6 protein-coding genes are annotated in these 16,276 nt (G+C 71.5%); all 6 read left to right on the top strand.

The annotated features are described in order from the left end of the window. Positions 1–26 precede the first annotated feature (26 nt). The 6 genes from RCR19_RS40070 (at position 27) to RCR19_RS40045 (ending at position 16,256) form a co-directional block, all read left to right on the top strand. Complete coding sequence (locus RCR19_RS40070) at positions 27–10,295, top strand: amino acid adenylation domain-containing protein (RefSeq protein WP_331270023.1); 10,269 nt, start codon at positions 27–29, stop codon at positions 10,293–10,295. Positions 10,296–10,348: 53 nt separating this feature from the next. Beyond that, positions 10,349–11,332, top strand: coding sequence for a TauD/TfdA family dioxygenase (locus RCR19_RS40065; protein ID WP_331270022.1), 984 nt, complete (start codon positions 10,349–10,351; stop codon positions 11,330–11,332). Positions 11,333–11,396: 64 nt separating this feature from the next. After that, entirely contained in the window at positions 11,397–12,434 is a 1,038-nt protein-coding gene (locus RCR19_RS40060; RefSeq protein ID WP_331270021.1) for a class I SAM-dependent methyltransferase, read from the top strand. Then, positions 12,434–13,426, top strand: coding sequence for an aminotransferase class I/II-fold pyridoxal phosphate-dependent enzyme (locus RCR19_RS40055; RefSeq protein WP_331270020.1), 993 nt, complete (start codon positions 12,434–12,436; stop codon positions 13,424–13,426). Before RCR19_RS40060 ends, RCR19_RS40055 begins: the two co-directional genes overlap by 1 nt. A gap of 10 nt (positions 13,427–13,436) precedes the next feature. After that, positions 13,437–14,669 carry an MFS transporter gene (locus tag RCR19_RS40050; protein ID WP_331270019.1) on the top strand — a complete coding sequence of 411 codons (1,233 nt, stop codon included), beginning with the start codon at positions 13,437–13,439 and terminating at the stop codon, positions 14,667–14,669. 39 nt (positions 14,670–14,708) lie between these two features. Continuing rightward, positions 14,709–16,256 carry a tryptophan halogenase family protein gene (locus RCR19_RS40045; protein WP_331270018.1) on the top strand — a complete coding sequence of 516 codons (1,548 nt, stop codon included), beginning with the start codon at positions 14,709–14,711 and terminating at the stop codon, positions 16,254–16,256. Positions 16,257–16,276 lie beyond the last annotated feature (20 nt).

Here is a 16,276-nt window from a genome sequence, read left to right as displayed (position 1 = left end):
CAGATTTCGCCCGCCGGAGGCACCAGATGATCCCGCTGTCCTTTGCCCAGCAACGGTTGTGGTTTATCGACCAGTTCGAGGGTCCGAGCGCGCTCTACAACACGCCCGTGCTCCTGCGGCTGGACGGCTCCGTGGACGCGGCGGCGCTGGAGCGTGCCCTGCACGACGTGGTGACCCGGCACGAGAGCCTGCGCACCGTGTTCCCCGAGGTCGACGGGCAGCCCCACCAGCGGATCCTGGACGCGACGGAGATCGGACGGCTGCTCCGGCGGCGGGACTGCGCCGACCTGGCCGAGCTGGGCCGGCGGGTCCGCGAGGTGTCCGCGTCCGTCTTCGACCTCGCCGTCGACATCCCCGTCCGGACGTGGCTCTTCTCGGGGCCCGACGGGACGGACACCCTGGTTCTCCTCCTGCACCACATCGCCAGCGACGGCTGGTCCGTCACCCCCTTGCTGCGCGACCTCGACCACGCCTACGCGGCACGCGCGCGGGGCGCCGCGCCGGACTGGGCGCCCCTGCCGGTCCAGTACGCGGACTACACCCTGTGGCAACGGGATCTGCTCGGCGCGGCCGGCGACGGCGACGGCCTGCTCGAACGCCAACTGGGCTACTGGCGCGAGACGTTGGCGGGCGTGCCGGACGAACTGGCGCTGCCCCAGGACCGTCCGCGCGACGTCGTTCCGTCGCACCGGGGCGCGCGGACGGAGTTCGCCCTCGGCCCGAAGCTGCACACGGACCTGCTGCGCCTGGCCGCCGAACACCGGGTCAGCATGTTCATGCTGATGCAGGCCGCTGTCGCGACCCTCTACACGCGGTTGGGCGCGGGCGACGACCTTCCGCTGGGCACGGTCGTCGCGGGACGCGGTGAGGAGGCGCTGGAGGACCTGGTCGGGTTCTTCGTGAACACGCTGGTGCTGCGCACGGACACCTCGGGCGATCCGACCTTCGGCGAACTGCTGCACCGGGTGCGGAAGGCGGATCTGGAGGCGTTCTCGCACCAGGAGCTCCCGTTCGACAGCCTGGTGGAGCACCTGAACCCGCCCCGGGTGCCGGGGCGGCACCCCTTCGTGCAGACCGTGATCACGTTCAACGGCATGCAGGCCGTTCCCGACCACCTCGGCGATCTCCCCTGCCACCTGGAACTCGCCGAACTGAACGTGGCGAAGTTCGACCTGCTCTTCGACTTCGACGAGAAGCGGTCGGCCACCGGGGAGCCTGACGGCATCGCCTGCTCCATCGAGTTCGCCACGGACCTGTTCGACGAACCGACCGTCTCGGACCTGGCCCGGCGGCTGACCCGCGTCCTCGACACGGTTGCCGAGCAGCCGGACAGAGGACTGAGCTCCATCGACATCCTCGCCCCCGCCGAACGCGCCGAGCTGCTGCGGAGGGGCGTCGCCGACCCGCAGACCGGCTCGGACGTGTCGCTGGTGGAGCTGTTCGCGGCACAGGCGGAGCGGACCCCTGACGCGGTGGCTGTGGTGGACGGCGAAACAGCACTCTCCTACGGAGAACTGGACGGCCGGTCGAACCGGCTGGCGCGACTCCTGCTCGACGCCGGAGTCGGTCCCGAGTCGCTGGTCGGCGTCGTGATGGGCCGGTCCGCCGAACTCGTGGTCGCGATGCTCGCCGTACTGAAGGCCGGCGGCGCCTACGTGCCGGTGGATCCGGAGTATCCGGCGGACCGCATCCGGACGGTGCTGGCGGACGCCCGGCCGGTGGTCGTCCTCACCGACGGGGAGCTGCCGGACGAGCCGGGCTGGATGTCCGTGCACGACCCACGGATCGCGCGGATGGACGGCGGACGGCTCGGGCCGGGTGTGCGCGGGGGAGACCGGGCCGCGTATGTGATCTACACATCGGGATCGACAGGCACTCCCAAAGGCGTGGTGGTACCGCACGGCAACGTGGTCCGGCTCTTCGAAGCCGCTCGCAGGCTGTTCGCATTCGACGGGTCGGACGTGTGGTCCTGGTTCCACTCCTTCGCGTTCGACTTCTCGGTGTGGGAGATATGGGGTGCGCTGCTGCACGGCGGACGCCTGGTGGTCGTGCCGTTCGAGGTGTCGCGCTCGCCGATGGACTTCCTCGGGCTCCTGGCCCGGGAGCGGGTGACGGTCCTCAACCAGACGCCCTCCGCCTTCTACCAGTTGATGCGCGCCGACGCGGAAGCTCCCGCCGCCCACCTGGCGCTGCGGTGGGTGGTGTTCGGCGGCGAAGCACTGGACACCGGCAGGCTGGGGGAGTGGTACGCACGTCGGGGAGAGCACGGCCCGGTGCTGGTCAACATGTACGGGATCACGGAGATCACCGTGCACGGCACGCACCTGCCCCTGCGCGGAGGCATGACGGGCAGCGGCATCGGACGGCCGCTCCCGGGACTCGGCGTGTACGTGCTGGACGATTCCCTGGCCCCGGTGCCCGCGGGTGTGGCAGGAGAGCTGTACGTCGCCGGTGCGCAGCTCGCGCGCGGCTATCTGGGACGACCGGCCACGACGGCGGAACGCTTCGTCGCGAACCCCTTCGGCCACGGCGGCGGCCGTCTCTATCGGACCGGTGACGTGGTCCGCTGGACCAGGGACGGCGAGCTGGCGTTCGTGGGCCGGGCCGACCAGCAGGTGAAGATCCGCGGATTCCGGATCGAGCCCGGCGAGATCGAAGCGGCGCTCCGCTCCCACGACGGCGTCGCACAGGCCGTCGTGGTCGTCCGCGAGGACGTCCCGGGAGACAAGCGCCTGGTCGGCTACGTACTCCCCGCAGCGGACCACGCCCTCGACCCCGCTGCCGTCCGCGCGTTCGTCGCCCGGCGGCTGCCGGACTACATGGTGCCGGCCGCTGTCACCGTCGTGGACGCGCTGCCCCTGACCGTGAACGGCAAGCTCGACACCGCAGGGCTGCCCCGCCCGGAGTACGGGACGGCGGCCGGCTCGGGCGGCGCACCGAGGACCGGTGCGGAAGAGGCCCTGTGCGGGATCTTCGCGGACGTGCTCGGCGTCCCCGCGGTGGGAGTGGACGACGACTTCTTCGCGCTCGGCGGACACTCACTGCTGGCCACCCGCCTCGTCAGCCGCATCCGGTCCGCGCTCGGCGCCGACCTGCCCATCCGGGCCGTCTTCGAGTCGCCGACGGTGACCGGGCTCGCCGGCCGCCTGGACCGTTCGCCCGGGACCCGCCCCGCACTGACTGCCGGCCCGCGACCCGAGGAGGTGCCGCTGTCCTTCGCACAGCAACGCCTCTGGTTCGTCGAGCAGTTCGAAGGAGCCAGCGCGCTCTACAACACCCCCGTGGTGCTGCGACTGAACGGACCGGTCGACGCCCGGGCGCTCGACCACGCGCTCGCTGACCTCGTCGCCCGTCACGAGAGCCTGCGCACCGTCTTCCCCGCGGTGGAGGGGCGGCCCCGCCAGCAGGTGCTGGACGTGGACGAGGCACGCCCGGTCCTCGACGTGCGGGAGTTTCCCGACGAGTCCGGGCTGCGCGCCGCCGTGCGCGAGGCCGAGGGCTGGGTGTTCGACCTCTCCGTCGACATCCCGGTGCGCGCGTGGCTGCTGTCGGAGCCCGGCGGGACGCGGGTGCTGGTCCTGTTGCTCCACCACATCGCGAGCGACGGAGCCTCGCTCGACCCCTTGATCGGCGACCTGGGAACCGCCTATGCGGCCCGGCTCAGAGGTGCGGACCCCCAGTGGGCGGCTCTCGCGGTGCAGTACGCGGACTACGCCCTGTGGCAACGGGAGTTGCTGGGCTCGGCCACCGACCGGGACAGCCTGCTCGGCCGCCTGCTCGCCTACTGGAGCGAGGCCCTGGCGGACGTCCCGGAGGAGCTGGCCCTCCCGTACGACCGGCCGCGCGCCGCGGTGCCCTCCTACCGAGGCGGGCGCATCCCGTTCGAGCTGGACGCGACGACCCACGCGGCCCTGCTCCGACTGGCCGGGGAGCGCGGAGCGAGCCTGTTCATGGTGGTCCAGGCGGCCGTGGCCGCGCTGTACACGCGCCTGGGCGCGGGCATCGACATCCCCCTCGGCTCGCCGGCCTCCGGGCGAGACGACGAGGCCCTGGAGAACCTGGTCGGGTTCTTCGTGAACACACTGGTGCTACGGACCGACACCTCGGGCAATCCGTCCTTCACCGAGCTGCTGGATCGGGTGCGGTCGGTGGATCTCCAGGCGTTCTCGCATCAGGAAGCGCCGTTCGAGAGCCTGGTGGAGCACCTGAACCCGCCCCGGGTGCCGGCCCGCCATCCCTTCGTACAGACCATGATCACCTTCAGTGGCGGTCAGGACGACGTGCGGTCGGCCGGGCTGGACGGCGAACTGGAGTCCGGGGGCGAGTTCCGCGCGCAGTACGACCTCAACCTCACCTTCCAGGAGCGCCGTTCGGCCGACGGACTCCCGGCCGGTGTCGCCGCGACGGTCATCTACGCCGCCGACCTCTTCGACGAGGACACGGCCCGGGCCCTCGCCGACCGGCTCCGGCGCGTCCTGGAGACCGTCGCCGTTCGACCCGGCGCACGGCTCGGGGAGCTCGACATCCTGGAGGAGGCCGAGCGGGACCGGCTGCTCGTGCAGTGGAGCGGGGCGCGCACCGGACCCGCGGTCGAGAACCGCGCGCACCGCCTCTTCGAGGCGCGGGCCGCATCGAGCCCCGAACTCATCGCCGTCACCGGCCACGGCACGAGCCTGACGTATGCCGAACTGAACGCCCGTGCCAACGAGTTGGCCCATCATCTGATCGCCCGGGGGATCGCCCCCGAGGAGCCGGTGGCCATCCTCATGGACCGAGGGGTCGGCCAGATCGTGGCGACCGTGGCGGTGGCGAAAGCCGGCGGAGCCTACGTTCCCCTGGACGACCGGTACCCGCTCGCCCGGCTGGAGGGCATCCTCCAGGACACCGCCGCAGCCCTCCTCCTCGTGGACGCCGCCCACCGCGACCACCCGGTCACCGGGATCGGCTCCTGCGCGACGATCGACCTCGACGAGGCGGGCTCCGAGCATCCGGCCGCCCCCGACCCCGATGTCACCGTGCACCCCGACCAGTTGATGTACGTGATGTTCACCTCGGGATCCTCCGGAACCCCCAAGGGTGTGGGAACCACCCACCGCAACGTCGTCGACATGCTGGCCAACCGGCACTTCTGGAAGGGCAGCCACGAGCGGGTCCTGCTGCATGCGCCGAGCGCCTTCGACGCCTCCACGACGGAGATCTGGGCGCCCCTGGTCACCGGCGGCCGCATCGTGCTGGCACCGGCAGGACACCTCGACGTGGCCGCGCTGGTCGCGACCGTCGCCGAGCAGCGGCCGACCGTGGTCCAGGCACCCTCCGGGCTGTTCCAGATCCTCGCCTCCGAGGCACCCGAGGTGTTCCGGGGCGTCCGCGAGGTCTGGGCGGGCGGCGACATCGTCTCACCCGCCGCGGCCCGTGCCCTGCTCGCCGCGTGCCCGGGCACCGCCGTGGTCGCGGTGTACGGACCGACCGAGACGACGGCCATCAAGACCTGGCACGTCATGCACGCGGCCGACGAGGTGCCGGCCACCGTGCCGCTCGGACACGCCCTCGACAACGCCCGACTGATGGTGCTCGACGAGTTCCTGCAGCCCGTTCCCGCCGGAGTGGCCGGAGAGCTGTACATCGGCGGTCCGGGCCTCGCCCGCGGGTACCTGGGCCGGCACGCCCTTACGGCTGAGCGGTTCGTGGCCACCCCGTTCGCGGAGCGCGGCGAGCGCATGTACCGCACCGGTGACCTCGTGCGCTGGACGGCCGACGGACTGCTGGAGTTCGTCGGCCGCGCCGACGGGCAGGTCAAGATCCGTGGCTTCCGCGTCGAACTCGGTGAGATCGAGGCCGCGTTTGCCGAGCACCCGGACGTCCGCCAGGTCGCCGTCTCCGTCCACCGGGACAGTGCGGGCGACAAACGGCTCGTCGCCCACGTCGCGACGGACGGGTCCGTGACCGCCGACCAACTGCGCCGGTTCACAGGACGACGGCTGCCCGAGTACATGATCCCCGCGGCCGTCGTCCAACTGGAGCGACTTCCCGTCACCGCCAACGGGAAGGTCGACCACGCCGCGCTGCCCGCCCCCGACTTCACCTCCGACGGCACCGGACGGGCTCCGCGCACGCCGAGAGAGGAGATCCTCAGCGGCCTCTTCGCGGACACCCTGGGCCTGGAACGCGTCACGATCGACGACGACTTCTTCGCGCGGGGCGGCCACTCGCTGCTCGCCACCCGGCTGGTCAGCCGGATCCGCTCGGCCCTGGGCGCCGAGGTCTCCGTACGGACCCTCTTCCAGCACCCGAGCGTCGCCGCGCTGGACCGCGCCCTGGACACCGGCGACACGAACAGCACGCGTCCGGCCCTGCGTGCGACCCTCCGCCCGGACCGGCTGCCCCTGTCCTTCGCCCAGCAGCGCCTGTGGTTCCTGACGGCCATGGAGGGCCCCAGCGCTACCTACAACACCCCCCTGGCCCTGCGCCTGCGGGGCCGGGTGGACCGCAACGCCCTGGAGGCCGCCCTCCGTGACGTCGTCGAGCGCCACGAGAGCCTGCGGACGGTCTTCGGTTGGGACGAGGGCATGCTCCGCCAGCGCGTCCTGGACCCCGCGGACGTCCCGGTCGTCCTGGAGACCCGCGTCACCACGACCCCCCAGGACCTCGACGACGCCGTCCGGCGGGCCGCCCGCCACCGCTTCGACATCGCCACCGAACCGCCCCTGCGGGCACGCCTGTTCACCGTCGCCAAGGACGAGGACGAGGGTGAGCACGAAGACGAGCATGTGCTGGTGCTGACCCTCCATCACATCGCCGCCGACGGCTGGTCCGTCGCCCCTCTCCTGGACGACCTCGGCACCGCCTATCGTGCACGCCTCGTCGGCCGACGGCCCGAACAGCGTCCGCTGCCCGTCCAGTACGCCGACTACGCGCTGTGGCAGCGCGAGATGCTCGGGGACGAGGCCGTGCCCGACAGCCTGGCTGCGAGGCAACTCTCTTTCTGGATGCAGGCGTTGGCGAACCTGCCGGAACAGCTGGACCTGCCCTACGACCGTCCGCGCCCGACGGTCGCCGGCCACCGGGGCGGCACCGTTCCGCTCGGGGTGCCCGCCGAACTCCACGCCCGGCTGAGCGATCTGGCGCGCTCCGCCCGGTCCAGCGTCTTCATGGTCGTCCAGACCGCGATCGCCGTCCTGCTCGGCCGGCTCGGGGCGGGTACCGACATCCCCATCGGGACGGCGATCGCGGGCCGGACCGACGAGGCGCTGGAGGACCTGGTCGGCTTCTTCGTCAACACCCTCGTCCTGCGCACCGACCTGTCGGGCTCACCCACCTTCCGTGAACTCCTGGAACGGGTCCGGCAGATGGACCTGGCCGCCTACGACAACCAGGACATCCCCTTCGAGCGGTTGGTGGAGGTCCTCAACCCGTCCCGGTCGACGAACAGTCACCCGCTGTTCCAGGTGATGCTGACCTTCCACAACACCACCGAGGGCGGCCTGGACCTGCCCGGACTCACCGTCCGGGAAGAACCGCTGGAGATGGGCATCGCCAAGTTCGACCTCTCCTTCGCCCTCCACGAACGCACCACCGACGGCGGGGAACCGGCCGGGCTGGAGGGAGTGCTGGAGTACTCGGCCGACCTCTTCGACCGTCGCACGGCGCAGAGCATGGTGCGGCGCCTCGTCCGGGTCCTGGAGGCCATGGTGTCCGATCCACTCCAGCGAGCGGGAACGGTGGACCTCCTCGACGAACCGGAACGCCACCAGCTGCTGGCCGGCTGGAACGACACGGCGGTGACGGCTCCCGAGGAGAGCGTGCCCGCACTGTTCGAGGCGTGGGCCCGACGAACCCCGCAGGCCGTCGCCGTGGTCGACGGCCCCACCCGGCTGACCTACCGTGACCTCGACGTCCGTGCCGACCGCCTCGCCCGCCGTCTCCTGGCGCACGGTGCCGGCCCGGAACGGTACGTCGCCGTCGCCCTGCCCCGCACCGCCTCCACGGTGGTCACCCTGCTAGCGGTCCTCAAGGCCGGTGCCGCCTACGTCCCCCTCGATCCCGCCCAACCGCGCGAACGCCTTGCGCAGATGATGCGGTCCGCCGCGCCGCACGTCTCCCTGACCACCTCCGATCTGGTGGATCGACTGCCGGACGCCGACTGGCTGCTGCTCGACGAACTCCCGCAGGACTCCGGCCCGTGGGACGACACCGGCCTGCCCGCCGAGCGGGCCCGGCCCTCGGACCCGGCCTACGTGATCCACACCTCCGGATCCACCGGGGAACCCAAGGGCGTGGTGGTCGAACACCGGTCCCTGAGCCTCTACCTCGCCTGGGCCCGCGAGGCCTACCCGGCACTCGCGGGGAGCGCCCTCGTCCACTCGCCGATCGCCTTCGACCTCACCGTGACCGGACTGTGGGGCCCGCTCACCGCGGGCGGCGAGGTGCACCTCGTCGATCTGGACGCCCTCACCGGAGCCGCCCGCGACATCGCCGCCGAGGTACGCAAGCCCACCTTCGTCAAAGCCACCCCCACCCACCTCGGGCTGTTCGCCCTGCTTCCCGACGAGTGCGCTCCCAGTGGCCAACTGGTCCTGGGCGGGGAGCTGTTGCTGGGCGGAGCGCTGGACGCGTGGCGGCAGCGCAACCCCGGGGTCACGGTCGTCAACGAGTACGGCCCGACCGAGACCACGGTCGGCTGCGCCGAGTTCCGCATCGAGCCGGGCGACACGGTCAGCGAGGGCGGGGTCACCATCGGCCGCCCGATCTGGAACACCCAGTGGTACGTCCTCGACGACCATCTCAATCCGGTGCCGGTGGGCGTCACCGGCGAACTGCACATCGGCGGCGGCCTGCTGGCCCGCGGCTACCTGGGCCGGCCCGGCACCACTTCCACCCGCTTCGTCGCCAACCCCTTCGGCGTACCCGGCGAACGGATGTACCGCACCGGAGACCTGGTCCGCCGACGCCCCGACGGCCTCCTCGACTTCGTCGGACGCGCCGACGACCAGGTCAAGGTCCGCGGCTTCCGCGTCGAACTCGGCGAGATCGAGGCCGTCCTGGCGGCACAGCCCGGCATCGGAGCGGCCGCCGCCACCGTCCACTCCGGTGACCGGCTGACCGGATACGTCGTACCCACCACGGACGACCTCGACCTGACCGGCCTGCGCACCCGGCTGACCCGCCTGCTCCCGCCGTACATGCTGCCGTCCGCCTACGTCGTCCTGGACCGGCTGCCGCTCACCAAGAACGGAAAACTGGACCGCAGGGCCCTCCCCGAACCCGACCGCGCCCGAGGCTCCGGCGGCGCTCCCCGGACACCGGAGGAAGAGGCGCTCTGCGCGCTCTTCGCCGAGTTCCTGCAGGTGCCCTCCGTCGGTGTCGACGACGACTTCTTCGAACTCGGAGGCCACTCCCTGCTCGCGGCACGCCTCGTCGCGCGGGCCGAGAGCGACCACGGGCTGCGGCTGTCCCTCCAGGACCTCTTCGCCGCTCCCACCGTCTCCGCGCTCGTCGCCAGGCTCACCGGCCCCGTCGGGGACGGCACACCGGCGGACCTGCTCCCGCTGCGTGCATCCGGCTCCGGCGCCCCGCTGTTCTGCGTCCACCCCGGTGCCGGCATCGGCTCGGTGTACTCCAGCCTGCTCACCGGCATCGACCCCGGCCACCCCGTCCACGCCCTCCAGGCCCGCAGCCTCATCGACGACGCGCGCACCCCCCTCAGCGTCGAGGAGATGGCCGCGGACTACGTCGACCGGATTCGGACCGTACAGCCCGTCGGCCCCTACCATCTGCTCGGCTGGTCGTTCGGCGCCGTCGTCGCCCACGCCATGGCCGTCCACCTTCAGGCGCGCGGCGAGGAAGTGGCCCTGCTTGCCCTGCTCGACGGCTATCCGGCCGACGAGGGCGCCGACGACGAACTCACCCCGGCCGGCAGTCTCGCCCAACTCCTGGTGTCTCTCGGCCAGACCACCGACCTAGACCCCCAAACTCCCATGTCCATGGACGAGTTCGTGCGTCTGGCCGCGACGGAGGACGGCCCCCTGGCCGGGCTGCCCGACGACATGGTCCGCAGACTCGGCCGGACCTTCGTCGGCCACGTACGACTCGCCGGCGCCCACACCCCCGGCGTCTTCGACGGAGACGTCGTGTTCTTCACGGCGACCCACACCTCCCAGCCCACGGCTGCCGATGTCTGGCGGACCCGACTCACCGGCCGCCTCGAACGACACCACGTGCCCTGCCGGCACGGCGACATGCTCCACCCACGGCACGCGGCACAGATCGCCGCCGTGCTCACCGAGCGCCTGCGCTAGCCCGCCGCGGCCTCCGATCCCCGTCACTTCGAACCACCTCACCGGGAGCACCCGTGCCCAGAACCGTCCAGACGCCGCTCGACGAGGGAGTCCTCGACCTCACAGCGTCCGAGTCGGCGGAGATCTGCCGAGTCAGCGAGGACCTGAGATCCGTGTCGTCCGAGATCGACGACGACGCCTGGGTGGCAGCCGCCCGCACCGCCTGGGAGATGATGCCGGCGTCCGTCCGGGTGCGCGTGCGGGAGTTCCGCAGGGCATCCGGCCCCACCGGCGTCCTGGTCGTGCGCGGACTGCCCGTCGACGAGAGCGGGCTGCCGCCCACCCCGATGGTCGCCGACTCGGTGCAGCGGACCACCAGCGGCCCCGCGGCCCAGTTGATGGCCTTCGCCTGCGGCCTCGGTGAGCCCATGGCCTTCCGGGCCGAGAAGAGCGGCGCCCTGGTCCAGGACGTCGTGCCCGTGCCGGGGCAGGAGCAGGTCCAGGGCAACGTCGGCTCGGTCGAGCTGATGATGCACAACGAGAACGCCTTCCACCGCCACCGGCCCGACTACGTACTCCTGATGTGCCTGCGCGCGGACCACGAACGCGTGGCGGGACTGAGTACCGCGTCCATCCGCGAAGCACTGCACCTGCTGCCCGAGGACGTCCGCGCCCGGCTGGCCCAACCGGAGTACACCACGCAGGCTCCGCCCTCCTTCGGTGCCGGCGAGGAGGCCGCGCCCGACCACCCCGTGCTGCACGGCGATCCGCTCGACTGCGACATCCGGGTCGACTTCGCCGCCACCACCGGACGCACGGCACAGGCCGGGGCCGCGCTCACCGCGCTGTCCGCCGCTCTCGCCTCGGTCCACCGCACCCTCCGCATGCTCCCCGGCGACCTCGCCGTCGTCGACAACCGTGTCTGCCTGCACGGCCGGACCTCCTTCCGGCCCCGCTACGACGGCGGCGACCGGTGGCTCCAACGCACCTTCGTCCAGGTGGATCTGCGCTCCTCCCGCGACCACCGCCCGGACGACGGATACGTGCTGACCCGCTGAACGGACCTCCGCCGACGACGCGCGGTCCCGAAGGCCCGCACCTCTCACGAGTTAGGACCCTCCGATGAGCACCTCACAGACCCCCGACCAGTGGCACGGGCAATCGCCCACGCCCATCTCGCCCGCGGACGCCTACAACGGCTACATCGCCGCCAACGTCGTCTTCGCGCTGGACCGGATCGGCCTGCTCGATCGCATGGAGCGGGGGGAGGCCCTGTACCAGGACGACGTCGACACCCTCACCACCATGGACACCGACCGCCGTGCGGCCGTCCTGCGCGCGGCCGTCGGCTGCGGCTACCTCAAGGCGGAGGAGGGCGTGTTCCTGCCCACCGAGACCGGACGGGACATCGCCCGGTCCCGCGGCTACTTCACGTGGGCGGTGGGCGGCTACAACGAGGTCTTCGCGCACGCCGGTGCCCTGAGCACCGGCACCGCCCGCTACGACGAGGACGTCCACCGGGACGAAGCGATGGTCGCCCTCGGTTCCGGACAGGCCGACCAGTCGATGTTCGCGCGCCAGGTCCAACAAGCCTTCGAGGGCGTCGACTTCGAGACCCTCGCCGACCTCGGCAGCGGTACGTCGGCGCGCGTGCGGCGCGTCGTCTCCGAGCACCCCGGCACGCGGGGATTCGGCATCGACATCAGCGAACCCGCCACCGCCATCGCACGGCGGAACATCGCCGAAGCCGGACTCGAAGGACGGGTCGAGGCCGTGTGCGCCGACGCGCTGGACCTGCTGGCGCCGAACGGCGGCATCGGGGGCGCCGCCGACGCGGACGCGGTCATGAGCTTCCTGCTCCTCCACGACCTCCTCGCGGACCCGAGCACCCGGGCGGACATCTTTCCGCGGATGCGCGAAGCCTTCCCCCGCGCGCGGAGCTTCGTCTTCGCGGACACGATGCTCCGCCCGGTCACCGGCCTCGACGACAAACTGCCCATCTTCTCGGCCGGGTTCGAACTGGCCCACGCGATGATGGGGGTCCCGCTGCACCCCCGCGAGACCTACGAGGAACTCTTCCGCTGCGCGGGCCTGCGCATCGCGCGCAGGGAACCGATGGCGACGCCGCACACCTGGCTGTACGTCCTGAAGGCCGACTGATGGGCGACCGTCCGGAGTACCGCCTCGCGCACAACGAGAACCCCCATGCACCGGCCGAAGAGGTCGCCGCGGCCCTCCACGCCACGATCACCGAAGTCAACCGCTATCCGGAGTTCCGGCCGGAGCGGCTCACCGGACTCCTGGCCGAGTGGCAGGACGTGCCCCCGGCCTCCGTCGCGGTGGGCCAGGGCGCGGGCGGAGTCGCGCACGACCTGTTCCGGGCACTGCTGCGACCCGGCGACAACGTGGTCTCCACCGCGCCCGGATTCGACCTCTATCCGATGCTGTGCGCGATGACGGACACGAACGCGGTCACAGTCCCGATGGACGCTGGCGGGCATAACGACCTGACCGCCCTGGCCGAGAGCATCGACGACCGCACCCGGCTCGTCATCGTGTGCAACCCGCACAACCCGACCGGCACCCTCGCGGACTGGGCCCGCCTGACCGCCTTCTTCGAACGCGTCCCGGTGCACGTGACGATCCTCCTCGACGAGGCGTACATCGACTTCGCCCCCGACTTCGACGGCCCGAGCGCACGCGACCGCCTGGCCGCCTGGCCCAACCTGGTGATCCTGCGGACCTTCTCCAAGTCCCACGCCCTAGCCGCCCTGCGCGTCGGCTACGCCCTCGCGTCCGCAGCACTCGTGGAGAGGATCCGGCGCCACCAACTGCCCTTCGGCATGAACCAGTTCCAGCTCGACGCGGTCCGTGCCGCGCTCGGTGCCGAGCACGAGACCCGCGAGCGCATCGCCGACCTCGTCAACCAGCGCGACCGCGTGCGGACGGGACTGCTGCGCCTGGGCTGGACCGTGCCGGACAGCCGGGCCAACTTCCTCTGGCTGGCGGACGCGGAACGGGTCGAACCGGCCGTCGCCGCTCTGACGAGGGCGGGCGTCGCGGTGCGTCCGTACCCCGGTCGCGGCATCCGGCTGACAGTCGGACGCAAACAGGACAACGACGCGGTGCTCGCCGCCCTCTCCGAGGTCTGAGGGGCCGGCCGTGCCAGGACTGCTCGCCCGTCGGGACTTCAGGCTCTTCATCACCGGGCAGACACTGTCCACGCTCGCCGACAACGCCGTCTTCGTGGCGCTCGGCGTCTGGGCCAAGGAACTGACGGGCAGCAGCTCCGCGGCAGGGCTGGTCCTGCTCTCCTACACGGTCCCGATGCTCCTGCTGCCGATCGGCGGATACGCCGCCGACCGCTTTCCCCGCGGCCCCCTGCTCGTCACGACGAACCTGGCGCTCGCCGCACTGTCACTGCCCCTCCTGCTGGTCACCGGACCGTCCGGCACCTGGATCATCCACGTCGTCGCCGTGCTCTACGGCCTCGCGGCGGTCGTCCTCGGCCCCGCGCAGAGCGCTGTGCTGCGGGGGATGCTCTCCGGCGAGGCGGAACTCGGCGCGGCCATCGGCCTGAGCCAGAGCATGCGCTCCGGAACCGTCCTGCTGGCCCCCCTGCTCGGGGCGAGCCTGCTCGGCTGGGCCGGCGGACGCGTCTTCACCCTGGTCAACATCGCCCTGCTGCTAGCCGCGGCACTCCTCTTCGTCCTCCTGCCGGGCGAGCGGAGAGCGCCCCAGGAGGAGGCGCAGACGGCGTCCGGCGTGCTGGCGGGCCTGCGGCACCTGCGCGCCACCCGGGGCATCCACCGCCTGCTCGTGTCCCTGACGACCCTCCTGCTCGCCGTCGGACTGCTCCAGCCCATGTTGTACGCCCTCCTCGAACACGGACTGCACCGACCGCCCCGCTTCATGGGCGTCCTGGAGACCACGCTCGCAGTCGGCAGCCTGGCCGGATCCGTCGCCGGCGGATTCCTCATCGCACGGCTCGGATCCCGGCGCCTGATGAGGGCGGGGGCAGTCCTCTTCGGCACGGGAGCCGCGCTGCTGACCGTTCCCGCACCCTCGACCGTCCTGCCCGGTCTGGTGCTCGCCGGGGCCGGCACCCCAGCCGCCGTCATCGGGCTCGCCACGGCCGCGCAGGCCGCCACCCCCGGCCATCTCATGGGACGCACCCAGGCCGTGGTGAACCTGATCCTGACCGTCCCCCAGGCCATCTCGCTCGGCGTCGGATCGGCCCTCGTCGCGGTCCTCAGCTTCCGGCAGATGGTCGCCGTCATGATCATCGGCTGCCTGGCCGTGGTCGCCCTCCTCGGCCCCCGCCGAGCCGGGGGTGCCACCGACCGGCACACCCCGGAACGCCAGGACGGCACCGACCGCACCACTCGCACCTGACCCCCTTGACCCGGACCGAAGAATGAGGAGAGGAACGCTGTGATCAAGAACATCGTCGTGGTGGGAGGCGGCACGTCCGGCTGGATGTCGGCCGCCTATCTCCAAGCCGCGCTCGGCGCCAACGTCAACGTCACCGTCGTCGAGTCGAAGCGCATCCAGACCATCGGCGTCGGAGAGGCCACCTTCTCCACGGTCCGCCACTTCTTCGAGTACCTCGGACTCTCCGAGCACGAGTGGATGCCCGCCTGCAACGCCACCTACAAGCTCGGGATCCGGTTCGAGAACTGGCGACACCAGGGCCACGCCTTCTACCACCCCTTTGAGCGGCTGCGGATCGTGGACGGGTTCCCGCTCACCGACTGGTGGCTCAAGCAGCAGCCGGGGGAGCGCTTCGACCACGACGTCTTCCTCATGGCCACGATGTGTGACGCGCAGCGCTCCCCGCGCCACATGGACGGCACGCTCTTCGAGCAGGACTTCGTCGAAGCGCCCGCCGGCGTGACGGAGCGGTCCACGCTCTCGGAGCAGAAGACGCAGTTCCCGTACGCGTATCACTTCGACGCCGCGCTGCTCGCCCGGTTCCTCACCAAGTACGCCACGGACCGGGGCGCCCGGCAGATCGAGGACGACGTCGTGGACGTCGCACTCGACGAGCGGGGCTGGATCCGCCACCTCGTCACCAAGGAGCACGGCGAGATCGCCGGTGACCTCTTCATCGACTGCACCGGTTTCCGGGGCCTGCTGCTGAACCAGAAGCTCGGCGAGCCGTTCATCTCGTACCAGGACACCCTGCCGAACGACAGCGCGGTCGCCCTGCGGGTGCCCGTGGACATGGAGAAGCGCCTGATGCGCCCCTGCACCACGGCGACGGCGCAGGACGCCGGCTGGATCTGGACCATCCCCCTCTTCGGCCGGATCGGCACGGGATACGTCTACGCGGGGGACTACATCTCGCCCGAGGAGGCCGAGCGCACCCTGCGGGAGTTCGTCGGTCCGGAGGCGGAGGACCTGGAGGCGAACCACATCCGCATGCGGATCGGCCGCAGCCGCAACTCGTGGGTCAACAACTGTGTGGCCGTGGGCCTTTCGAGCGGCTTCGTCGAACCCCTCGAATCCACCGGCATCTTCTTCATCCAGAACGCCGTCGAGCAGTTGGTGAAGCACTTCCCGGACGGCGACTGGGACCCCGGTCTGCGCGACTCGTACAACAAGGCCATCGCCCATGCCATGGACGGTGTCCGCGAGTTCCTCGTCGTGCACTACCTCGCGGCGGCACGGGCCGACAACGACTACTGGCGCGATGCCAAGACCCGGCCCCTGCCCGACGGTCTCGCCGAACGCGTCGAGCAGTGGCGCTCGAAGCTGCCGACGGAGCAGACGATCTACCCGCGCTACCACGGGTTCGAGGCGTACTCCTACCACGCCATGCTGCTCGGCCTCGGAGGCATCCCGCTGAAGCCCGCGCCGGCCCTGTCCCTCATGGACGGCAGCCTGGCCGCGAAGGAACTCCAGACCGTCCAGGACCAGGCGCGCGCGCTGGTGCAGAGTCTGCCCAGCCAGTACGAGTACCTGGCGCAGATGCACTGATCGCACAGCCGGTCGTGTTC

It is taken from the genome of Streptomyces sp. WAC07094 (genome assembly GCF_036320405.1).
In the GTDB taxonomy this organism is placed as follows: domain Bacteria; phylum Actinomycetota; class Actinomycetes; order Streptomycetales; family Streptomycetaceae; genus Streptomyces; species Streptomyces lannensis.
Note: the sequence above shows the minus strand (reverse complement) of the source record. Positions and strands in the feature narration are given on the sequence as shown.